Here is a 19,898-nt window from a genome sequence, read left to right on the forward strand (position 1 = left end):
CCGTCAACCGCGCCACTCTCATCTTTTCGCCCGGATAAATGCGCGGTTGTAGCTCAGTTGGTTAGAGTACCGGCCTGTCACGCCGGGGGTCGCGGGTTCGAGCCCCGTCAACCGCGCCATTTCCCTCCCCTCTCACATGCAGGACGCGCCAGCGTGCCCTATCCGCGTTCGACGCGGCAGTGAAAGCAGTTATTGCTGGCCGAGCGGATATGGATGAAGGCAATGTCCTCTCGTGCGAACAGCTCCTTGCATCTCTCCTCGATCTTGCCCGTCGGCGTGACAGCCCCGGTGCCATAGGCGATCCGCTCATCCGCCGAATAGCCGCGGACGATATATTGTTCCGACACCAGGAATCGCTCGGGAAATTCGGGGCCGCCAGCGGTGCAATCCTCGGCGCAAAGGAAGATCGGGCCGGTCTCTGTATAGGGGTTCAGCCCTTCGAACGGGCGATGCGCGACGATCAGATAAGGTTTGCCTGCCGGCACCTGGTCAAGACAATGGCGGCAGGGGGTGCCGCTGCCAACCGATGCCTCCACCCGCTCGGGCGCAAGCCCGTAGGCATCAGGTGATCCGCTGCGCCAGGCGCGGACGGTTTCGCTTGGGATGGGACAAAAGCGGATTTGCATTTCGGGACTCCTGTTTCGATGCGAAACTGGTTATGCATGGGGGCCGGAAGACAGGGGCGCTGAAATCGGGCGTTTCATTCGATGAACGGGGTAATGGGCGATGAAGGATATGGTCGAAGCCGACGCATTGATCGCGAAGATGGGCGAAGCCGCCCGCGAGGCCGCTATCGAGCTGGCACAGGCCCCGGGAGAGCGGAAATACGCGGCGCTGATCGGCGCCGCCCATGAGATCCGCAATCGCGCGCCCGAGATCCTCGAAGCCAATGCGAGCGACCTTGAATTCGGCCGCGAAAAGGGGCTGTCGGAGGCGATGATGGACCGGCTGCGGCTGGACGAGGACCGGCTGCGCGGGATCGAGGACGGTCTGCGCGCCGTGGCCGAGCAACGCGACCCGGTGGGCGAGGTCATCACTGAATGGGACCGCCCGACCGGGCTGCATATCCAGCGCGTGCGCACGCCCATCGGCGTGATCGGGGTGATCTATGAAAGCCGCCCGAACGTGACCGCCGATGCCGGGGCGCTGGCGCTGAAATCCGGCAATGCGGTGATCCTGCGCGGTGGCTCGGAAAGCCTGCATTCATCCACCGCGATCCATGGCTGCATGGTCGAGGGGCTGCGCCAGGCCGGACTGCCCGAGGCATCGATCCAGCTTGTGCCCACCCGCGACCGGGCGGCGGTCAGCGCCATGCTCGGCGCGCAGGGGCTGATCGACGTGATCATCCCGCGCGGCGGCAAGGGCCTTGTCGGGCTTGTCCAGCGCGAGGCGCGGGTGCCGGTCTTCGCGCATCTGGAAGGTATCTGCCATATCTATGTGGACCGCGACGCCGATCCCGAGATGGCGCGGCAGGTGGTGCTGAACGCCAAGACCCGGCGCACCGGCATCTGCGGTGCGGCGGAATGCCTGCTGATCGACTGGCAGTTCTATACGAAACACGGGGCCGCTGTGATCGAGGATCTGCTGGCCGCCGGTGTCGAGGTCCGGGCCGATGGCGAACTGGCGAAGATCCCGGGCACCGCCAAGGCGCAGCCCGAGGATTTCGGGCGCGAGTTCCTGGACATGATCATTGCCGCCAGGCTGGTCGATGGCGTGGACGAGGCCATCGCGCATATCCGCCGTTTCGGCAGCCAGCATACCGAATCGATCCTGACCGCGAAGGACGCGACCGCCGAGCGCTTCTTTGCCGGTCTCGACAGCGCGATCCTGATGCGCAACGCCTCGACCCAGTTCGCCGATGGCGGAGAGTTCGGCATGGGGGCAGAGATCGGCATCGCCACGGGCAAGCTGCATGCGCGCGGCCCGGTGGGGGCCGAACAACTGACCAGCTTCAAATACCTGGTCACGGGGCAGGGCACGATCCGGGACTGAACCGAGCCGCCCCGGCTCCCGTCCTTGCTCAGAACGCGATCTCGGCACTCCTGCCGGTCAGCTTCCAGCGGATGGCGCGGCCCAGTTCCGCCGCCGCTTCGGCCAGCAAGGCGAATTGCACCTCGGACGGGGCGGGTGCGCGCTGTGGCGGCGTGTCGCGGGGAGCCAGCCATGACCACAGGGCGGGGTCGGGGCGTGTCTGCTCGGCTTGTGCCAGCAACCGCCAGCCGGAGCCGTCTTGCAGAACCGAGACCCGACCGCCCTGCGGCAATGCATGCTCAAGGCACATCATCGCCAGGACCACCATGCGGATCTCGGGGCGGGGGAAGGTTCCAAAGGCGGTCAGTTCGACCCGCATCCGGCACTGCCCCGCCATCCCCTCGACCAGCCTGGCCAGTTCGGCGCGCGTGACCCGCTGATCCTTTCCCGCATGGCCGAAAGCGACCCGGAACGCCTGGATGCGATGATGCGCGGCATTGACCGATTCCGCGATCAGCCGCATCTCGGGAGTCTGCGTCAGGCCGGGAAATTCATCCGATAATTCAAGCAATTCAATGCCATTACCTATGGCACCGAGAGGGGATACGAGATCATGGCATAGCCGGGACCCGACCAGCGCGGCCAATTGGCGGGGATCGATACGCATTGTATGGGCACTCATGAGAACATACCTTCTAAGCTGGGCATCATGGGGGTGGATATGAATGAACTGCTCGAGCCCGGCATGATCGTGCGCCATCCCGGGGCACCGGAATGGGGCAAGGGCCAGGTGCAGTCGCGCATCGGCGATCGCATCACGGTGAACTTCGCCGAGGCCGGAAAACAGGTGATCGATGGCAAGCGCGTAACGCTCGAGATCCTGCGCTGGAACGAATCGTGAGGTTTCATGGTCGGGACACTACAATTTAAAGTTGTTCACTACCGGTAACTGTCTTCCTTTGATTGTATCCCGTTTATGCAAATGGTTGCAATGCGACATTTGCGCACTTAGACACTCGATCCAAGCTCACCTCCGCAATCCCGGCAGGCCTGATGAAACCCGACCCGTCCTATTTCGACATCCGCATCGCGACCTGCGAGCGTGATCTGCATGCGGCCCAACGCCTGCGCTATCGGGTCTTCGTCGAGGAGTTGGGGGGCGACGGGGCCATGGTCGATCACGACAGGCGGCTGGAACGCGATGAATTCGATCCCGTCGTCGATCACCTTTGCCTGATCGACCGGAGGCGCTCTCCCGAGGAGCTGGATCATGTCGTGGGTGTCTACCGCCTGCTGCCGGGGCTGCGGGCCGAGGAATTCGGCCGGTTCTATTGCGACAGCGAATATGACCTGACCAAGCTGCGCGGGTCCGGGCGCTCGCTGCTGGAACTGGGGCGATCCTGCGTCGATCCCGCCTATCGCGGCGGCTCGGGGATGTTCCTGCTGTGGAATGCGCTGGCCGATTACGTGCTGGATCTGCGGGTCGAGCTGTTATTCGGCGTGGCCAGTTTCCACGGCACCGATACGCGGGCGCTGGCGCCTTCGCTGAGCTGGCTGCATCACAATCACCTGGCCGCCGAAGCGCTGCGGCCCGTGGCCCGGCCCGAGGGCTATCAGCCGATGGACCTGATCCCCGCCGAGAACCTGGAGCGGCGCGAGGCATTGATCGGCATGCCGGCATTGATCAAGGCCTATCTGCGGCTTGGCGGGCGGGTCGGCGAGGGGGCCTATATCGACCGCGCCTTCAACACCACGGATGTGTTCCTGCTGATGGACACGGCGGCGATGTCGGAAAAGCACCGGAAATTCTACGAAGGCCGTTGGCAGGGACAATGAACGAGACCCGCGTCTCACGGATTGATCCCCCACGGGATGGCACGACATGGCGCGAGGGCGAAGCCCCCGAATTGCCGCGCCCCAGGGGCATTGCCGGCTGGTGGCGGGTGATCCGGCGCGGCCTGCCCGCGATCCTGGTCCTGCTGATCGGGGTGATCCTGATCTTGCCGATGCGGGGCATCGAGAAACTGTTCCACGGCCCCCGCCGCCCATGGAGCGGCCCGCATGTGCAACTGGTATGCCGGCTGGTGCTGCTCTGCATCGGGTTGCCTTGGCGGCGCGAGGGGCAGGCACTGCGCGGCCCCGGCGCGATCGTGGCGAATCATTCAAGCTGGCTGGACATCCTGACGATGAATGCCGCGCTACCGGTGTTCTTCGTCTCCAAGGCCGAGGTGCACGGCTGGCCGGGCATCAATATCCTGACCGCCGTCACCAATACGCATTTCGTCATCCGCGACCCGAAATTCGCCCGCGCGCAGGCCGAGGAATTCGCCGCCCGCATCCGTGCCGGGCATCGGCTGCTGTTCTTTCCCGAGGGCACCTCGACCGATGGCCGCCGGGTGCTGCCCTTCAAGCCGACGCTGTTCCAGGGCTTTCTCGATCCCGAATTGCCGAAGGACCTGGCGATCCAGCCGATGAGCGTCGCCTATCATGCGCCCGCGGGATCGGATCCGCGTTTTTACGGCTGGTGGGGCGATATGGGTCTGGCCGATCACTTGCTTGCGGTGCTGTCCGCGCCGCGGCAGGGCTGGGTCGAGGTGGTCCTGCATCCGCCGGTCCCGGTCGTGGGAGAAACCCGCAAGACCTTGGCCGCCAAGACGCGGGAATCGGTGCGAAACGGGCTTGATACGGTGCTTCTCGAATCCGATAATCGTGCTTGATATAGCCGTGTTTCAACCATATATTGTATCTCCCTCTCACGATACCGCTAAGGATGCCCGATGACCCGCTTTGCCGCCCCCATCGCCGAACAGATCTGGGACATGAAATACCGGATGAAGGACGCCGAGGGGCAGCCGGTGGATGCCTCGGTCGAGGATAGCTGGCGCCGGGTCGCCCGCGATCTGGCGCGGGTCGAGAAGGATCCGGCGAAATGGGAAGAGCGGTTCTATGCCGCGCTGGAGGATTTCAAGTTCCTGCCGGCGGGCCGTATCCTGGCCGGGGCAGGGACGGGGCGCGCGGTCACGCTGTTCAACTGTTTCGTCATGGGCACCATTCCCGACAATATGGGCGGTATCTTCGAGATGCTGAAGGAAGCCGCGCTGACCATGCAGCAGGGCGGCGGAATCGGCTATGATTTCAGCACCATCCGCCCGCGCGGAGCCGAGGTGAAGGGCGTGGCCGCCGATGCCTCGGGTCCGCTCAGCTTCATGGATGTCTGGGATGCGATGTGCCGCACGATCATGTCGGCGGGCAGCCGCCGTGGCGCGATGATGGCGACGATGCGCTGCGATCACCCCGATATCGAGCAGTTCATCGAGGCCAAGCAGGACAGCGCAAGGCTGCGCATGTTCAACCTGTCGGTCCTGGTGACGGATGATTTCATGGAGGCGGTGAAGGCCGACGGTCCGTGGGATCTGAAATTCGATGGCAAGGTCTATCACACCCTGCAGGCGCGCGATCTGTGGAACCGGATCATGCGTGCGACCTATGATTATGCCGAGCCGGGGGTGATCTTCATCGACCGGATCAATCAGGCCAACAACCTGCATTACGCCGAGACCATCTCGGCCACCAATCCCTGCGGCGAGCAGCCCCTGCCGCCCTATGGCGCCTGCCTGCTGGGCTCGATCAACCTCGCGCGGCTGGTCACGGACCCGTTCTCGGATGCCGCCCGGCTGGACGAGGCGGCGCTTGACGATCTGGTGCGCACCGCCGTGCGGATGATGGATAACGTGGTCGATGCCTCGAAATTCCCGCTGGATCAACAGGCCGCCGAGGCGCAGGCCAAGCGCAGGATCGGCCTTGGCGTGACCGGGCTGGCCGATGCGCTGCTGATGCTGGGCCTGCGCTATGGCGCGGCGGACGCGGTCGAGCAGACCCGCAAATGGATGAAGGCGATCGCGCGCTCGGCCTATCTGGCAAGCGCCGACCTGGCGCGCGAGAAGGGGGCCTTCCCGCTCTTCGATGCGGATGAATTCCTGAAATCCGGCTTCATGTTGCGGGTGGATGCGGATCTGCGTGACGCCATCGCGAAACACGGTATCCGCAACGCGCTTCTGACCTCGATCGCACCGACCGGCACGATCAGCCTTTACGCCGGTAACGTGTCCTCGGGGATCGAGCCGGTCTTCGCCTATGCCTATAGCCGCAAGGTGCTGCAAAAGGACGGATCGCGCACCGAGGAAGAGGTCGTGGATTACGCCGTGCAGATGTGGCGCGACCTGCATGGCGATGCGCCCTTGCCGGATCATTTCGTCAATGCCCAGACCCTTGCGCCCAGGGATCACGTCGCCATGCAGGCGGCGGCGCAGGAATGGGTGGACAGTTCCATCTCGAAGACCATCAACTGCCCCGAGGATATTTCCTTCGAGGATTTCAAGGATGTCTACCTGGCCGCATGGGACCTGGGCTGCAAGGGCTGCACCACCTATCGTCCGAACGACGTGACCGGCTCGGTCCTGTCGGTCTCGGAAAAGACCGAGGATGCGCCCGAAGCCGACCGGGGCGCCGATGTGGTCTACCTGACCGAACCGCTGGACCGCCCCGCCGCGCTGGAGGGCTCGACCTACAAGCTGAAATGGCCGGGTTCCGAGCACGCCATCTATATCACCGTCAACGACATCGTGCAGGGCGGCCACCGGCGGCCGTTCGAAGTGTTCATCAATTCCAAGAACATGGAGCATTTCGCCTGGACCGTCGCCCTGACGCGGATGATCTCGGCGGTGTTCCGGCGCGGCGGAGACGTGTCCTTCGTGGTCGAGGAACTGAAGGCGGTTTTCGATCCGCGTGGCGGGGCCTGGATGCAGGGGCGCTATGTTCCCTCGATCCTCGCCGCCATCGGCAGCGTGATCGAGCGCCACATGATCTCGACCGGCTTCCTGGAAGGCGAGGGGCTGGGCCTGAAATCCGATCCGCAAGCCGAGGTCATGGCCGTGGGCGAACGCCCCCGAGGACCCGCCTGCCCAAGCTGCGGACAATACGGGATGCGCATGGTCGAGGGCTGCATGACCTGCCCGAGCTGCGGTCATTCGAAATGCGGGTGAATTGCTGATCGCGCAGCATTGATCGGCAGGGCAAAGCCGCAGCAAGGCTGGCCTGTCACAGCAAGGCCAACACCAGCAGCAGGATCCCTCCGGCGATGACCGCGCGCCGATAAAGCGCCAATGCCGGTTCGAGATCCGTTCCGGCAGGATCGCGATCCTCGCCATTCAGCCAGGGTTCCCGGGCGATCCGCTGTCCATAGCTGCGCGGCCCCGACAGGCGCACGCGCAATGCGGCGGCCATCGCGGCCTCGGGCCAGCCCGCATTGGGCGAGCGATGGGCACAGGCATCGCGCCGTGCGATCCGCCAGGGATGCAGCGAACCCGAGGCGAGCGTGAACAGCAATGCCGTCAGCCGGGCAGGCAACCAATTTGCCAGATCGTCCAGCCGTGCCGCGAAACGGCCGAATTCCTCATGGCGCGGCGTCCGGTGCCCGATCATCGAATCCAGCGTGTTGATCGCCTTGTAGGCGGCGATCCCCGGCAGCCCGGCCAGCGCGGCCCAGAAAAGCGGCGCGATCACGCCATCCGAGGCGTTCTCGGCCAGGCTCTCGATACTGGCGCGGGACAGGGCGGCTTCATCGGCATGGGAGACGTCACGTCCCACGATCATCGATGTCGCCTCGCGCGTGGCTTTCAGATTGCCCGCCAGAAGCGGTGTCTCGACCGCGCGCAGGTGATCATGCAGGGACCGCGCCGCGACCAGCGGCCATGCCAGCAGCCCGGCGATGACCGAACCAAGCAGCGATTGCATGAACAGCGCGGGCAATATCGCGGCGGTGATGACGATCAGGCTGGCCGCCATGCCCTTGCCGAAGCGTCCACCCCCGCGATTCATCCGGCGGTCCAGCCGCTCGATCAACGCGCCGATCCAGACCACCGGATGGTTAAGGCGGCGATAAAGCGCATCGGGCCAGCCGAGAAGCGCATCGATCAGCAGGGCGATCAGGGCGGTCAGGGCGAACATTCCGCCTCCGCCGTCAGGTTGACCGCCTCGACCGCCCAGCCCCGGCGGGTCCGGCGCATGATCGTCAGCGATAGCGGCGCGACCGCAAAGGACAGGGCCGCCGCGCCCACCACCAGCGACAATGCCGCCCGGACGGTTCCGGCATGGGCGACGATCAGCGTGTCATCCGAGAGGCTGCGCAATTCGGGCAGCACGCGCGCAGCCATGTCGTTGAAGCTTTCGCCCCCTTTGGGCCGATGCGCGGCGATCCGCTCCGGCTCGAGATCGCCCAGATCGGGTAAATCCTCGTAGCGCTGCCCCTCCCAATCGCCGTAATCCTGCTCCCACAGGGCCGGGTTGGTGCCCGTGACCTCGAACCCCAATGCGGCGGCGGTTTGCAGGCAGCGCCGTGCCGGGCTGCAGATCACCCGTCCGGGATCGCCGATCATTCGCCGCATCTTCGCGCATGCGCTCGAATCGCTGCAATCGGCATCGACATCGCGGCGCCCGGCCAACCGGCCTCCGGTCAGCGGTGGTGCATGGCGTAGAAGTTTCAGCCGCATGGGGCTCCATCCCGGTTTCGACGATGCGGGGCAGGATTAGCGCAATCCTTCCAAGGTCAAAAGGCGCAATATTGACCTGCCGGGGGATCGGGCGCAGGCTTTGCTTGACGGAGGGCATCCGCCTGGCATATTCATATTAAATGAACGTATGTTCAATAAATGGGAGGAGGGGGCGCGATGTTCACCCAAGGAATGCAGTTCGATCTGGGCGAGGATGTGAATGCGCTGCGCGAGATGGTGCATCGTTGGGCGCAGGATCGCGTCAGGCCCCTGGCGGCAGAGGTGGACCGCAAGAACGAATTCCCCAACGAGTTGTGGACCGAGATGGGCGAGCTGGGCCTTCTGGGCATCACCGTGCCCGAGGAACTCGGCGGTTCCGGCATGGGCTATCTGGCGCATGTCGTCGCGGTCGAGGAAATCGCCCGCGCCTCGGCCTCGGTCAGCCTGTCCTATGGCGCGCATTCGAATCTCTGCGTGAACCAGATCAAGCTGAACGGCACCGATGCACAGCGGGCGAAATACCTGCCCGGGCTGTGCAGCGGCGAGCATGTCGGCGCGCTGGCCATGTCCGAGGAAGGGGCGGGCAGCGATGTCGTCGGCATGAAACTGCGGGCCGAGAAGAAGAATGACCGCTACGTGCTGAACGGCAACAAGTATTGGATCACCAATGCGCCGGATGCGCAGACGCTGGTTGTGTATGCAAAGACCGACCCGGAGGCGGCGAGCCGCGGCATTACCGCATTCATCGTCGAGCGTGGGATGCAGGGTTTCTCGACCAGCCCGCATTTCGACAAGCTGGGGATGCGCGGCTCGAACACGGGCGAGTTGATCTTCGAGAATTGCGAGATCCCGTTCGAGAACGTGCTGGGCGAGGAAGGCCGTGGCGTGCGTGTGTTGATGTCGGGCCTCGATTACGAGCGGCTGGTGCTGTCGGGCATCGGCACCGGGATCATGGCGGCCTGCCTGGACGAGGTGATGCCCTATGTCGCCGAGCGCAAGCAGTTCGGTCAGCCGATCGGTTCGTTCCAGCTCATGCAGGGCAAGATCGCCGATATGTATGTCGCCCTGAACACCGCGCGCGCCTATGTCTACGAGGTGGCCAAGGCCTGCGATGCGGGCAAGGTCACGCGGCAGGACGCGGCGGGCGCGGTGCTTTACGCCTCCGAGCAGGCGATGGTTCAGGCGCATCAGGCGGTGCAGGCGCTTGGCGGTGCGGGCTTCCTGAATGACAGCGTGGTCAGCCGCCTGTTCCGCGACGCCAAGCTGATGGAGATCGGCGCGGGCACCAGCGAAATCCGCCGGATGCTGATCGGGCGGGAGCTGATGGGGCTGGTCTGATGCGGGGACTCGTCGTTGTGTTCATGGTGATGGCGGGCGCGGCCATGGCGCAGGATGGCGAGATGCCGGTGCTTGATCCTTCCCTGCTCGAAACCTGTCTCGACAACGCATCCCTGCGCGCCGAACAAGGCGAGGAACGGGACGCGGAAAGCTGTATCGGTGTCGCTGCCGAGCAATGCATGGAGGGCGAGGGCGGCTATTCGAGCTATGGAATGTTCCGCTGCTTGCAGCAGGAGGCGGATCTCTGGGACGCCCGGCTGAACGACGCCTATTCCGCCCTGATGGCATCGGCCAAGCGGATGGATCGCGAAGCCGCCGAGGAAGACTCGCCCGCAGGCGAGCAGGCGCCATTGCTGAAGGATATGCAAAAACGCTGGATCGAATTTCGCGACGCCGCCTGTTCCTATGAATATTCGCGTTGGGGGATGGGATCGGGCCGGATTCCGGCGGGCGAGAATTGCCACATGACCCTGACCGCAAGGCAGGCGATCTGGCTGGAGGAGTATCGCCGTGAGGATGGTGGAAACTGACCTCGCTTCACGAGGGCTTGCCCGACGCCCGCGGTCTGGCCGGATCGGAGGAGAGGATGATGATAGCAAGATCGATCGCAATCGCGGCTTTCGCCGTCAACCTTGTTGCACTGCCTGTTCATGCGGGCGATGCCTCGGGGCTGGACCCGGCGGCGATCGGCCAATGCCTTGCCTCGGATGAGGGGGGCGATTGTGCGGATGCCGGGATGCAGGCCTGCCGTGAATATGCAGAGACGAAATATACCGGCGACGAGCCCGATTTCGTCGAGAAGAACTGCCTCGACGCCTCGCATCAGGCCTGGGAGGCGAAGCTGACCGAAACCTATCAGGCGCTTCTGGACGCCGAGGCCGGGGCCGGGATCGAGCCGCAGGAAATACTGCGCCAGACCGAGCATGCATGGATCGGTTTCCGTGATAGCCTGTGCGAATACAGGGCCGAGGCCGCAACTGCCCGGGAGGCGAACGGCGAACTCGCCCGGCTGGAATGCCAGCGGGACGAGGCCGCGCGGCACTGGGCGCTGCTGAATGCCCGGTTGGAGGAGATACGGGAATGACCATCTTGACCGGCCATGATTATCCTGCGCTGCGGCGTGATTTCAGATGGGAATGGCCCGCCCGCCTGAACATGGCCGATCAATGCCTGTCGCATCACGGCGCGCGCGTGGCGATCATCGAGTATGACGGCAGGCCGCATCCCGTAACCTATGCCGAACTGTCGCGGATGACCGCGCGGCTGGCCCATGCGCTGCAGGCGGAACGGGGCGAGCGGGTGGCGGTGCTGCGTACGCAATCAGCATGGACGGCGGCGGCGCATCTGGCGGTGTGGAAATCGGCGGCGATCTCGATCCCGCTGTTCAAGCTGTTCGGTCCCGAGGCGCTGGAACTGCGCTTGCGCGATGCCGGTGTCCGAAAGGTGATCGCCGATGCCGAGGGACGCGAGATGCTGCGCGCCTTCCCTGACTTGCGGGTGATCGTGCCCGAAGATGGACTGCCCGAGGCTGACCCCTTCGCCACCCTGCCGACCGGCCCCGAGGATCCGGCGGTGATCATCTATACCTCGGGCACGACCGGGGCGCCCAAGGGCGCGCTGCACGGCCATCGCGTGCTGACCGGCCACCTGCCGGGCGTCGAGATGAGCCATGACCTGCTGGGCCAGCCCGGCGATTGCCTGTGGACCCCGGCGGATTGGGCCTGGATCGGCGGGCTGTTCGACGTGCTGATGCCGGGGCTGGCGCTTGGCGTGCCGGTGGTGGCGGTCCGGATGCCGAAATTCGACCCTACCGAAATGACCCGGCTCATCGCCGATTGCGGTGTGCGGAACATCTTCTTCCCACCGACCGCGCTGAAGATGCTGAAGGCCGCCGAAATCTCGATCACCGGGTTGCGCTCGGTCGCCTCGGGCGGAGAGACGCTCGGGGCCGAGATGCTGGACTGGGGGCGGCATGCCTTCGGCCTGACGATCAACGAATTCTACGGCCAGACCGAATGCAACATGGTGGCATCCTCGGCTTCCTCGATGTTTGCCGCCCGTCCGGGGTCGATCGGCAAGGCAGTGCCGGGCTTCGATGTCCGGGTGATCGACGAAAGCGGCCAGCCGACCGATGCCGAGGGCGATATCGCCGTGCGGCGCGGGGCCGGTTCGATGATGCTGGAATACTGGAACCGCCCTGACGCGACGGCCGAGAAGTTTCGTGGCGACTGGCTGGTGACCGGTGACCGTGGCGTGATCGAGGACGGCTATATCCGCTTTGTCGGGCGCGATGATGACGTGATCACATCGGCGGGCTACCGCATCGGTCCCTCCGAGATCGAGGATTGCCTGCTGAAGCACCCGGCGGTCGCGCAGGCGGGGGTCATCGGCAAGCCCGACCCCGTAAGAACGGAAATCGTCAAGGCTTACATCGTATTGCGGGATAAATTTTACCCATCAGACGAACTGGCCCGCGAATTGCAATCCCACGCCAAGCGTTTCTCTGCCGCCCATTCCTACCCGCGCGAGATCGCCTTTCTCGACGCCCTTCCGATGACCGTGACCGGCAAGGTGATGCGGCGGGAATTGCGGCAACTGGCGATTGCCGAGAACGAGGAAGGCAACGATGGATGACACATTTCCCTGCAACCGACGCCAGATGACGACCGAATTTTTCCAGATCGGAGCCCGCCGCGCATGAAACTCAGATCCGCCGCCCTGACCACGTCCGACGCTTTCAAGGCCAATCGCGAAGCGCATCTGGCGCTGCTCGCCACCGCCCGCGACGCCGCCGAAGCCGCCGCCGCCGGGGGCGGGGCCAGATCGATGGAGCGCCATGTCAGCCGCGGCAAGATGCCTCCGCGTGAACGGGTGGCGAACCTGCTCGATCCGGGCTCGCCCTTCCTGGAAATCGGGGCTGTGGCGGCGCATGGCATGTATGATGGCGCGGCGCCGGGGGCGGGAGTGATCGCCGGGATCGGGCGCGTTCATGGCCAGGACGTGATGGTCGTCGCCAATGACGCGACGGTGAAGGGCGGCACCTATTACCCGATGACGGTGAAAAAGCACCTTCGCGCGCAAGAGATCGCGGCGGAATGCCATCTGCCCTGCGTCTACCTGGTCGATAGCGGCGGCGCGAACCTGCCCAACCAGGACGAGGTCTTTCCCGACCGCGATCATTTCGGGCGCATCTTCTACAACCAGGCGCAGATGTCGGCGCGCGGCATTCCGCAGATCGCCGTCGTCATGGGCTCCTGCACCGCGGGCGGCGCCTATGTGCCCGCCATGTCCGACGTGACGATCATCGTCCGCGACCAGGGCACGATCTTTCTTGCCGGTCCGCCGCTGGTCAAGGCCGCCACCGGAGAGGTGGTGACCGCCGAGGATCTGGGTGGCGGCGATGTCCATACCCGCCTGTCGGGCGTGGCCGATTACCTGGCCGAGGACGACGCCCATGCGCTGGCGCAGGCCCGCCGCGCCATCGGCAATCTCAACCACCGGATGCCCGAAAGCGTCCTCTGGCAATCGCCCGAACCCCCGGCCCATGACCCCGACGAGATCCTCGGCGTCGTGCCCGCCGATCTGCGCACCCCCTATGACATCCGCGAGGTGATCGCCCGCACCGTGGACGGCTCGCGCTTCGACGAGTTCAAGGCGCGTTTCGGCGAGACGCTGGTGACGGGGTTCGCCCATGTCGAGGGCTGCCCGGTCGGCATCATCGCCAATAACGGCGTGCTGTTCTCCGAGGCCGCGCAGAAGGGCGCGCATTTCATCGAATTGTGCTCGCAACGCGGCATCCCGCTGGTGTTTTTGCAGAACATCACCGGCTTCATGGTCGGGCGCAAATACGAGAACGAGGGCATTGCCCGCCACGGCGCCAAGATGGTGACGGCGGTGGCCACGAGTTCGGTGCCCAAGATCACCATGCTGGTCGGCGGCTCTTTCGGCGCGGGCAATTACGGCATGGCGGGCCGCGCCTATTCACCCCGCTTCCTGTGGACATGGCCCAACAGCCGGATCTCGGTGATGGGCGGGGAACAGGCGGCGGGCGTGCTCGCCACCGTCAAGCGCGACGGGATCGAGCGGCAGGGCGGCACCTGGTCCGCCGAGGAAGAGGCGGAGTTCAAGCGCCCCACGATCGAGATGTTCGAGCGCCAGTCGCACCCGCTCTATGCCTCGGCGCGGCTCTGGGATGACGGCATCATCGATCCGCGGAAAAGCCGCGATGTGCTGGCCCTGTCGCTGCGTGCGAGCCTGAACGCGCCGATTGCGCCGACGCGCTTCGGTGTCTTCCGGATGTGAGGATGGCGATGATGGATGCCTCCGGCGGGGATATTTTCATGAAGAAGAAGGGGGCGGAATGATACGGGTCTGGCTGGGAGACATCACCAGGTTGACCGTGGATGCCATCGTCAACGCGGCCAACGAGACGCTGCTTGGCGGCGGCGGCGTCGATGGCGCGATCCATCACGCGGCAGGCCCCGCCCTGCTGGAGGAATGCCGCAGGATCGGCGGTTGCCCGACGGGGGAGGCGCGTATCACTGGCGGCTACGGCCTGCCCGCCCGGCATGTCATCCATACGGTCGGCCCGGTCTGGCGCGGGGGCGATCAGGGCGAGGACGAGCTGCTTGCTTCGGCCTATCGCAACAGCCTCATGCTGGCACGCGAACACGGGGTCGCCAGCATCGCCTTCCCGGCCATCTCGACCGGCATTTACGGTTTTCCACCCGACCGCGCCGCCCGCATCGCCGTCGAGACGATCCGGGTCCATGGCGAATCCCTTCAGGTGACACTGGTCGCCTTTGACCATGCCGCTGCCCGATATCTCGAAGAGGCGCTCGGATGACCTTTTCTTCATGCAAATACCTCGCGGGGCCGCCGGTTGGTGCGCCACCGGTTCGAGAACCAGCCGGCGGCGGGCGCGAAACCCCCGGCGCCCGCCAAGCCAAGGACCTGCCATGTTCCAGAAAATCCTGATCGCCAATCGCGGCGAAATCGCCTGCCGTGTCATCGATTCCTGCCGCCGCTTGGGGGTTGCGAGCGTCGCTGTCTATTCCGATGCCGACCGCGCCGCCCGCCATGTCGCCATGGCCGACGAGGCCGTTTATCTGGGTGGTCCCGCCCCGGCGGACAGTTACCTGCAGGGGGAGCGGATCATCGAGGCCGCCAAGGCCACCGGGGCGCAGGCGATCCATCCCGGCTACGGCTTCCTGTCCGAAAACCCCGATTTCGTCGATGCGGTCGAGGCCGCCGGGCTGGTCTTTATCGGCCCCTCGGCCAGGGCGATCCGGGCGATGGGGCTCAAGGATGCCGCCAAGGCGCTGATGGAAGAGGCCGGGGTGCCGGTCGTGCCGGGCTATCACGGTGCGGATCAGGATCCCGCCCACCTGGCGCAGGAGGCCGAGAGGATCGGCTACCCGGTGCTGATCAAGGCTGTTGCGGGCGGCGGCGGCAAGGGGATGCGCCGAGTGGACGATCCGGACGAGTTCGCCGATGCGCTGGCCTCGGCCCAGTCCGAGGCGAGGAACGCTTTCGGCAATCCCGACGTGCTGATCGAGAAATACATCCTGCGGCCCCGCCATATCGAGGTTCAGGTCTTTGGCGACGGGCATCGCGCGGTTCACCTGTTCGAGCGGGACTGCTCCCTGCAGCGCCGCCACCAGAAGGTGATCGAGGAAGCCCCGGCCCCCGGCATGACGCCCGAGATGCGCAAGGTCATGGGTGCCGCCGCGACCCGCGCCGCCGAGGCGATCGGCTACAAGGGCGCGGGCACGATCGAGTTCATCGTCGATGGCTCGGGCGGGCTGCGCACGGACGGTTTCTGGTTCATGGAGATGAACACCCGGCTGCAGGTCGAGCATCCCGTGACCGAGGCGATCACCGGCATCGACCTGGTCGAATGGCAGCTCCGCGTCGCCAGTGGCGAGCCCTTGCCCGCCCGGCAGGAGGATCTGCGGATCACCGGCCATGCCTTCGAGGCGCGGCTTTATGCCGAGGATGTGCCGGCGGGTTTCCTGCCGGCGACAGGGCGGCTGGCGCATCTGCAATTCCCCGATGCCGCGCGCATCGAGACCGGCGTGCGGCAGGGCGACGCCATCAGCCCGTGGTATGACCCGATGATCGCCAAGATCGTGACCCATGGTCCGACCCGCGCGGTCGCCTTGCGGGCGCTGGAATCGGCCCTTGTCGATACCGAGGTGGCGGGCTCTGTCACCAATCTCGATTTCCTGATCGCGCTGACCCGGCATGAGGGTTTCCGCGAAGGCGAGGTGGATACCGGCCTGATCGCCCGCGACCTGGAGGCGCTGGTCGCCGCAGCCGAAGCCGATCCGCGTGTCAGGGCGCTGGCGGTGATCGGGCTGGCCGGGCTGGCCGATCCTCGGGTGAAGGGCGGGGCGACGCTGTGGCAGCCGCTGCGCCGGACAATCGCGTGGGAGGGCGGCGAGGCAATGCTGGAAGTCCTTGGCCCCGGTGCCGCGCGGGTCACGCTGGACGGCACAGGTCATGAGGTTCGCTGGCAGGGCGGGCGCTGGTGGGTGGACGAGACCCTGATGCGTCACCGGATCGTCAGCCATGATGCCGGGGTCAGCGTCTTCGGGGGCCGCACCGTGCATCTGGCGCCGCTGGATCCGCTGGCCCGCGATGCCGCTGCCGCGGGTGACGAGGTCACGCTGGCGCCCATGCCGGGGCTGGTGAAATCCGTGCATGTAAAGGCCGGGCAGGCGGTGAAGGCAGGCGATCGGCTTGCCGTGCTGGAGGCGATGAAGATGGAGCACAGCCTGACCGCGTGGCGCGATGGCGTGGTGGCCGAGGTGATGGCGGGCGCCGGCGACCAGGTCGAGGCGGGCGCGCCGCTGATCCGGCTGGAGGAGGAACAGGAATGAGCGATCGCCCCGTCCTGTGGCATGTGCCGCTGTCGCGCTCGATGCGGGTGCGCTGGCTGCTGGAAGAGATCGGCTGCGAATACGATCTGCGCGAATTGTCGTTCTTCGACAAGTCCATGCGCCAGCCTCCCTATAGCGATATCCATCCGGCGGGGCGCGTCCCGGCGCTGCAGGTGGACGGGCACCTGATCCGCGAATCCGGTGCCTGCATCGAATATCTCTGCGAGACCCGCGCCCCCGAACTGATGTGCGCGCCCGGCGCCGAGGGGCGGGCCGATTGGCTGAACTGGCTGCATTTCGCGGAAACATTGGGACAGCATCTGGCCAACCTGACCCAGCATCACATCGTGCTGCGCGAGGATTACATGCGCTCGCCCACCGTGATGCGGCTGGAGGCGGCGCGCCTGTCGCGCACGCTCGGGCTGGTGGCCCAGACCGTTGCCGGGCAGGGCTGGCTGATGCCCGAGGGTTTTTCGGGCGTCGATTGCGCGGTGGGTTATTCCGTCTATATCGCCGCGCGTTTCGTGCGCTTCGATGACCGCCCCGCGCTAATCGCCTATCTGGAGCGCTGCAAGGCGCGCCCGGCATTCCGGGCGACCCTGCCGGAACCCGGCGGGCAATTGATCTATGCCAGGGAATTCTACGAGGTGCCCGATGCCTGAGACGGTCGAGATATTCGAGATGGGCCCCCGCGACGGGCTGCAGAATGAAAAGCGCCTGATCCCGGCGGCGGAAAAGATCGCGCTGGTCGATCTGCTCTCACAGGCCGGTTTCCGGCGGATCGAGGTGACCAGCTTCGTCTCCCCGAAATGGGTGCCGCAGATGGGCGACGCGGCGCAGGTCATGGCCGGGATCGCCCGCAGGCCCGGGGTCAGCTATGCGGTGCTGACGCCGAACATGAAGGGCTACGCGGCGGCGAAATCCGCGCGGGCCAGCGAGGTGGCGATCTTCGCCAGCGCATCCGAAGGCTTCAGCAAGGCCAATCTGAACGCGACGATTGCCGAATCGCTGGAACGCTTCACCCCGGTGGCCGATGCCGCGCGGGCTGACGGGATCCCCTTGCGCGGTTATGTCAGCGTCGTGACCGATTGCCCCTTTGACGGTCCGACCCCTCCGGCCAATGTGGCCCGCGTGGCGGCGGCGCTGCGTGGCATGGGCTGCTACGAGGTCAGCCTTGGCGACACGATCGGCCAGGGCCGCCCTGAAAGCATCGACGCCATGTTGTCGGCGGTGCTGGACGAGCTGCCGCCGGAACGGCTTGCCGGGCATTATCACGATACCGCTGGCCGGGCGCTGGAAAATATCGATGCATCGCTGGCGCGCGGGCTGCGCGTGTTCGATGCGGCGGTCGGAGGCCTGGGCGGCTGCCCCTATGCTCCGGGCGCCAAGGGCAATGTCGCGACCGAGGCTGTGGCGGCGCATCTGGCGGCGGCGGGCTATGCGACCGGGCTGGACATGGATATGATCGAAAGGGCCGCGGCCATGGCGCGCGCCATGCGGGAGGATGAAGATGTTTGAGACGATCCGGATCGAGACCGACACGCGCGGCGTCGCCACATTATGGATGGCACGCCCCGACAAGCATAACGCGCTCTCGCAGCAACTGATCGAGGAATTGACGGCGGCAGCGGCGCAGCTTGGCGCCGATCCAAAGCTGCGGGTCGTGGTGCTGGCGGGCGAGGGGGCCAGTTTCTGCGCCGGCGGGGACCTGGGCTGGATGAAACAGCAGATCGCCGCCGATGCAGCGACAAGACGGGCGGGCGCTCGGGCTTTGGCCGGGATGCTTTCGGCCCTGAACCTGTTGCCCAGGCCCCTGATCGCGCGGGTGCATGGCAATGCCTTTGGCGGCGGGATCGGGATGATGTCGGTCTGCGATATCGCCATCGCCGCCGAGACCGCGAAATTCGGGCTGACCGAGGTCAAGCTGGGCCTGATCCCGGCGACCATCGGCCCCTATGTGCTGGCCCGGATGGGCGAGGACCGGGCGCGGCGGGTCTTCTTCTCGGGGCGGGTCTTCGATGCATCCGAAGCGGTGGCGCTGAACCTCGCCGCGCGGATTGTTGCCCCGGACGATCTCGACAAGGCGGTCGAGGCCGAGATCGCGCCCTTCCTTTTGGGCGCGCCGGGTGCGATCGCGGCGGCCAAGGCTCAATGCCGCTTTCTCGGCCCGCGCATCACCGAGGCCGAGATCGAGGACAGCATCGACCGGCTGGTGGCAGTCTGGGAAGGGCAGGAGGCCCCCGAGGGCATCAGCGCCTTCTTCGAGAAACGTAAACCGGGCTGGCAGAGCTGATCGCCTCCGGGGCCGCATGATCGGCTTGCGGGGCGCGTTCCGGGCGTTCGGGCGCGGCTGCGCGGATGGCATCGCGGGCGGCAATGGTCACGGTCACGAAGCTGACATAGAGCAGCAGGTACCAGGACCCGATCTTGGCGAATGAGACATGATCCAGCGCGGATTGCCCGGCATAGATCCATGTGCCGGTCAGGGTGCCGATATTCTCGGCGATCCACAGGAACAGGCTGGTCAGGAAGGCCGCGACGGGCAGGGGCATCCAGTACCAGCCATTCAGCCTGAACCAGATGCGCGTCCGGCCAAAGATCAGGACCGTCGCCGCGAACAGGACCAGCCTGATATCGGGCAGGAAATGATGCGCGAAGAAATTGACATAGATCGCGACGGCCAGCAGCACCGTCAGGGCGAATGGCGGATAGGGTGAAAAGCGCATGTCGAAGATGCGGATCACCCGCGCCATGTAGGACCCCACCGAGGCATACATGAAGCCCGAGAACAGCGGCACGCCCCACAGCTTGAACAATCCCGGCTCGGGATAGGCCCATGATCCGGCACCGACCTTGAAGATCTCCATCGCCGTGCCGGTCAGGTGGAACAGCAGGATGACCCACGCCTCGGTCAGGCTTTCCAGCCGGAAGACCAGGAATGCCGCCTGCGTCAGCAGCGCGAACAGGAACAGCGCGTCATAGCGCTGCAGCGCCCAGTCCGGCGACCAGACGGCACGGGTCGCAAGGATCGCCAGCAACATGAGCCCGCCGAACAGGCAGGCCCATCCCTGTTTGAGCACGAACATGACGAACTCGGCCGCCCAATGGGGCAGCCGGGTCCGTGCCCAGTCTCCCAGGCTGCGTTCAATGCGCCGTG

The 19,898-nt window shown here is 65.6% G+C and carries 20 protein-coding genes and 1 tRNA gene; 16 read left to right on the plus strand and 5 right to left on the minus strand.

Annotated elements, in window-relative coordinates; translation table 11 throughout:
• Positions 1-42 precede the first annotated feature (42 nt).
• Positions 43-119, plus strand: a tRNA-Asp gene (locus tag A7A09_RS11745).
• Positions 120-158: 39 nt separating this feature from the next.
• Here the strand turns inward: A7A09_RS11745 and A7A09_RS11750 are convergent.
• Complete coding sequence (locus A7A09_RS11750; protein ID WP_106691596.1) at positions 159-626, minus strand: DUF1203 domain-containing protein; 468 nt, start codon at positions 624-626, stop codon at positions 159-161.
• A 100-nt stretch (positions 627-726) separates the two neighbouring features.
• Between A7A09_RS11750 and A7A09_RS11755 the strand changes: the two genes are divergently transcribed.
• Positions 727-1,992 (plus strand): glutamate-5-semialdehyde dehydrogenase, encoded by a 1,266-nt coding sequence (locus tag A7A09_RS11755; RefSeq protein WP_106691597.1) that lies wholly within the window; start codon positions 727-729, stop codon positions 1,990-1,992.
• Between the two features lie 28 nt (positions 1,993-2,020).
• On the opposite strand, the gene A7A09_RS11760 is transcribed toward A7A09_RS11755, so the two are convergent.
• Complete coding sequence (locus tag A7A09_RS11760; protein WP_106691598.1) at positions 2,021-2,653, minus strand: histidine phosphotransferase family protein; 633 nt, start codon at positions 2,651-2,653, stop codon at positions 2,021-2,023.
• A gap of 39 nt (positions 2,654-2,692) precedes the next feature.
• On the opposite strand from A7A09_RS11760, the gene A7A09_RS11765 reads away from it, so the two are divergent.
• From A7A09_RS11765 to A7A09_RS11780, 4 genes are all read left to right on the plus strand, one after another.
• On the plus strand, positions 2,693-2,872 hold the full coding sequence (locus A7A09_RS11765) for a DUF3553 domain-containing protein (protein WP_106691801.1): 180 nt from the start codon (positions 2,693-2,695) through the stop codon (positions 2,870-2,872).
• A 152-nt stretch (positions 2,873-3,024) separates the two neighbouring features.
• Positions 3,025-3,807, plus strand: a complete 783-nt coding sequence (olsB, locus tag A7A09_RS11770) for an L-ornithine N(alpha)-acyltransferase (protein ID WP_106691599.1) — start codon at positions 3,025-3,027, stop codon at positions 3,805-3,807.
• Entirely contained in the window at positions 3,804-4,688 is an 885-nt protein-coding gene (gene olsA, locus A7A09_RS11775) for a lyso-ornithine lipid O-acyltransferase (protein WP_106691600.1), read from the plus strand. Before olsB ends, olsA begins: the two co-directional genes overlap by 4 nt.
• Before the next feature lie 60 nt (positions 4,689-4,748).
• Positions 4,749-7,013 (plus strand): adenosylcobalamin-dependent ribonucleoside-diphosphate reductase, encoded by a 2,265-nt coding sequence (locus A7A09_RS11780; protein WP_106691601.1) that lies wholly within the window; start codon positions 4,749-4,751, stop codon positions 7,011-7,013.
• A gap of 55 nt (positions 7,014-7,068) precedes the next feature.
• Here A7A09_RS11780 and cbiB read toward each other — a convergent pair whose 3' ends face one another.
• Together cbiB and A7A09_RS11790 are read right to left on the minus strand one after the other, a co-directional pair.
• The gene (gene cbiB, locus A7A09_RS11785) at positions 7,069-7,977 is read right to left on the minus strand and encodes an adenosylcobinamide-phosphate synthase CbiB (RefSeq protein WP_106691602.1); all 909 of its coding nucleotides are present in this window, start codon (positions 7,975-7,977) and stop codon (positions 7,069-7,071) included.
• Complete coding sequence (locus A7A09_RS11790) at positions 7,965-8,519, minus strand: histidine phosphatase family protein (protein ID WP_106691603.1); 555 nt, start codon at positions 8,517-8,519, stop codon at positions 7,965-7,967. Before A7A09_RS11790 ends, cbiB begins: the two co-directional genes overlap by 13 nt.
• A 177-nt stretch (positions 8,520-8,696) precedes the next feature.
• On the opposite strand from A7A09_RS11790, the gene A7A09_RS11795 reads away from it, so the two are divergent.
• From A7A09_RS11795 to A7A09_RS11840, 10 genes are all read left to right on the plus strand, one after another.
• Positions 8,697-9,857, plus strand: a complete 1,161-nt coding sequence (locus A7A09_RS11795; RefSeq protein WP_106691604.1) for an isovaleryl-CoA dehydrogenase — start codon at positions 8,697-8,699, stop codon at positions 9,855-9,857.
• Positions 9,857-10,387: a lysozyme inhibitor LprI family protein gene (locus tag A7A09_RS11800; protein ID WP_106691605.1), complete on the plus strand. Its 531-nt coding sequence runs from the start codon at positions 9,857-9,859 to the stop codon at positions 10,385-10,387. Before A7A09_RS11795 ends, A7A09_RS11800 begins: the two co-directional genes overlap by 1 nt.
• A gap of 56 nt (positions 10,388-10,443) precedes the next feature.
• Positions 10,444-10,941 (plus strand): lysozyme inhibitor LprI family protein, encoded by a 498-nt coding sequence (locus A7A09_RS11805; protein ID WP_245999308.1) that lies wholly within the window; start codon positions 10,444-10,446, stop codon positions 10,939-10,941.
• Complete coding sequence (locus A7A09_RS11810) at positions 10,938-12,491, plus strand: AMP-binding protein (protein WP_106691606.1); 1,554 nt, start codon at positions 10,938-10,940, stop codon at positions 12,489-12,491. The genes A7A09_RS11805 and A7A09_RS11810 overlap by 4 nt, the downstream gene beginning before the upstream one ends.
• A gap of 63 nt (positions 12,492-12,554) precedes the next feature.
• Positions 12,555-14,159: a carboxyl transferase domain-containing protein gene (locus tag A7A09_RS11815; protein WP_106691607.1), complete on the plus strand. Its 1,605-nt coding sequence runs from the start codon at positions 12,555-12,557 to the stop codon at positions 14,157-14,159.
• A 58-nt stretch (positions 14,160-14,217) separates the two neighbouring features.
• Positions 14,218-14,703, plus strand: coding sequence for an O-acetyl-ADP-ribose deacetylase (locus tag A7A09_RS11820; RefSeq protein ID WP_106691608.1), 486 nt, complete (start codon positions 14,218-14,220; stop codon positions 14,701-14,703).
• A 112-nt stretch (positions 14,704-14,815) separates the two neighbouring features.
• Positions 14,816-16,741 carry an acetyl-CoA carboxylase biotin carboxylase subunit gene (locus A7A09_RS11825; protein ID WP_106691609.1) on the plus strand — a complete coding sequence of 642 codons (1,926 nt, stop codon included), beginning with the start codon at positions 14,816-14,818 and terminating at the stop codon, positions 16,739-16,741.
• Complete coding sequence (locus A7A09_RS11830; RefSeq protein ID WP_106691610.1) at positions 16,738-17,403, plus strand: glutathione S-transferase family protein; 666 nt, start codon at positions 16,738-16,740, stop codon at positions 17,401-17,403. Before A7A09_RS11825 ends, A7A09_RS11830 begins: the two co-directional genes overlap by 4 nt.
• The gene (locus tag A7A09_RS11835; protein ID WP_106691611.1) at positions 17,396-18,259 is read left to right on the plus strand and encodes a hydroxymethylglutaryl-CoA lyase; all 864 of its coding nucleotides are present in this window, start codon (positions 17,396-17,398) and stop codon (positions 18,257-18,259) included. The genes A7A09_RS11830 and A7A09_RS11835 overlap by 8 nt, the downstream gene beginning before the upstream one ends.
• Complete coding sequence (locus tag A7A09_RS11840) at positions 18,252-19,034, plus strand: crotonase/enoyl-CoA hydratase family protein (protein WP_106691803.1); 783 nt, start codon at positions 18,252-18,254, stop codon at positions 19,032-19,034. The genes A7A09_RS11835 and A7A09_RS11840 overlap by 8 nt, the downstream gene beginning before the upstream one ends.
• On the opposite strand, the gene A7A09_RS11845 is transcribed toward A7A09_RS11840, so the two are convergent.
• Positions 18,991-19,827 carry a DUF817 domain-containing protein gene (locus A7A09_RS11845; protein ID WP_106691612.1) on the minus strand — a complete coding sequence of 279 codons (837 nt, stop codon included), beginning with the start codon at positions 19,825-19,827 and terminating at the stop codon, positions 18,991-18,993. The genes A7A09_RS11840 and A7A09_RS11845 overlap by 44 nt on opposite strands.
• Between the last annotated feature and the right edge of the window lie 71 nt (positions 19,828-19,898).

This window comes from Paracoccus methylarcula (assembly GCF_003007735.2).
Classification (GTDB): Bacteria; Pseudomonadota; Alphaproteobacteria; order Rhodobacterales; family Rhodobacteraceae; genus Paracoccus; species Paracoccus methylarcula.

Excerpts from the sequence above, each read along its gene's own strand:
- A7A09_RS11750 (WP_106691596.1), bottom strand. The coding sequence starts at position 626 with ATGCAAATCCGCTTTTGTCCCATCCCAAGCGAAACCGTCCGCGCCTGG.
- A7A09_RS11755 (WP_106691597.1), top strand. The coding sequence starts at position 727 with ATGAAGGATATGGTCGAAGCCGACGCATTGATCGCGAAGATGGGCGAA.
- A7A09_RS11760 (WP_106691598.1), bottom strand. The coding sequence starts at position 2,653 with ATGAGTGCCCATACAATGCGTATCGATCCCCGCCAATTGGCCGCGCTG.
- A7A09_RS11765 (WP_106691801.1), top strand. The coding sequence starts at position 2,693 with ATGAATGAACTGCTCGAGCCCGGCATGATCGTGCGCCATCCCGGGGCA.
- olsB (WP_106691599.1), top strand. The coding sequence starts at position 3,025 with ATGAAACCCGACCCGTCCTATTTCGACATCCGCATCGCGACCTGCGAG.
- olsA (WP_106691600.1), top strand. The coding sequence starts at position 3,804 with ATGAACGAGACCCGCGTCTCACGGATTGATCCCCCACGGGATGGCACG.
- A7A09_RS11780 (WP_106691601.1), top strand. The coding sequence starts at position 4,749 with ATGACCCGCTTTGCCGCCCCCATCGCCGAACAGATCTGGGACATGAAA.
- cbiB (WP_106691602.1), bottom strand. The coding sequence starts at position 7,977 with ATGTTCGCCCTGACCGCCCTGATCGCCCTGCTGATCGATGCGCTTCTC.
- A7A09_RS11790 (WP_106691603.1), bottom strand. The coding sequence starts at position 8,519 with ATGCGGCTGAAACTTCTACGCCATGCACCACCGCTGACCGGAGGCCGG.
- A7A09_RS11795 (WP_106691604.1), top strand. The coding sequence starts at position 8,697 with ATGTTCACCCAAGGAATGCAGTTCGATCTGGGCGAGGATGTGAATGCG.
- A7A09_RS11800 (WP_106691605.1), top strand. The coding sequence starts at position 9,857 with ATGCGGGGACTCGTCGTTGTGTTCATGGTGATGGCGGGCGCGGCCATG.
- A7A09_RS11805 (WP_245999308.1), top strand. The coding sequence starts at position 10,444 with ATGATGATAGCAAGATCGATCGCAATCGCGGCTTTCGCCGTCAACCTT.
- A7A09_RS11810 (WP_106691606.1), top strand. The coding sequence starts at position 10,938 with ATGACCATCTTGACCGGCCATGATTATCCTGCGCTGCGGCGTGATTTC.
- A7A09_RS11815 (WP_106691607.1), top strand. The coding sequence starts at position 12,555 with ATGAAACTCAGATCCGCCGCCCTGACCACGTCCGACGCTTTCAAGGCC.
- A7A09_RS11820 (WP_106691608.1), top strand. The coding sequence starts at position 14,218 with ATGATACGGGTCTGGCTGGGAGACATCACCAGGTTGACCGTGGATGCC.
- A7A09_RS11825 (WP_106691609.1), top strand. The coding sequence starts at position 14,816 with ATGTTCCAGAAAATCCTGATCGCCAATCGCGGCGAAATCGCCTGCCGT.
- A7A09_RS11830 (WP_106691610.1), top strand. The coding sequence starts at position 16,738 with ATGAGCGATCGCCCCGTCCTGTGGCATGTGCCGCTGTCGCGCTCGATG.
- A7A09_RS11835 (WP_106691611.1), top strand. The coding sequence starts at position 17,396 with ATGCCTGAGACGGTCGAGATATTCGAGATGGGCCCCCGCGACGGGCTG.
- A7A09_RS11840 (WP_106691803.1), top strand. The coding sequence starts at position 18,252 with ATGTTTGAGACGATCCGGATCGAGACCGACACGCGCGGCGTCGCCACA.
- A7A09_RS11845 (WP_106691612.1), bottom strand. The coding sequence starts at position 19,827 with ATGTTCGTGCTCAAACAGGGATGGGCCTGCCTGTTCGGCGGGCTCATG.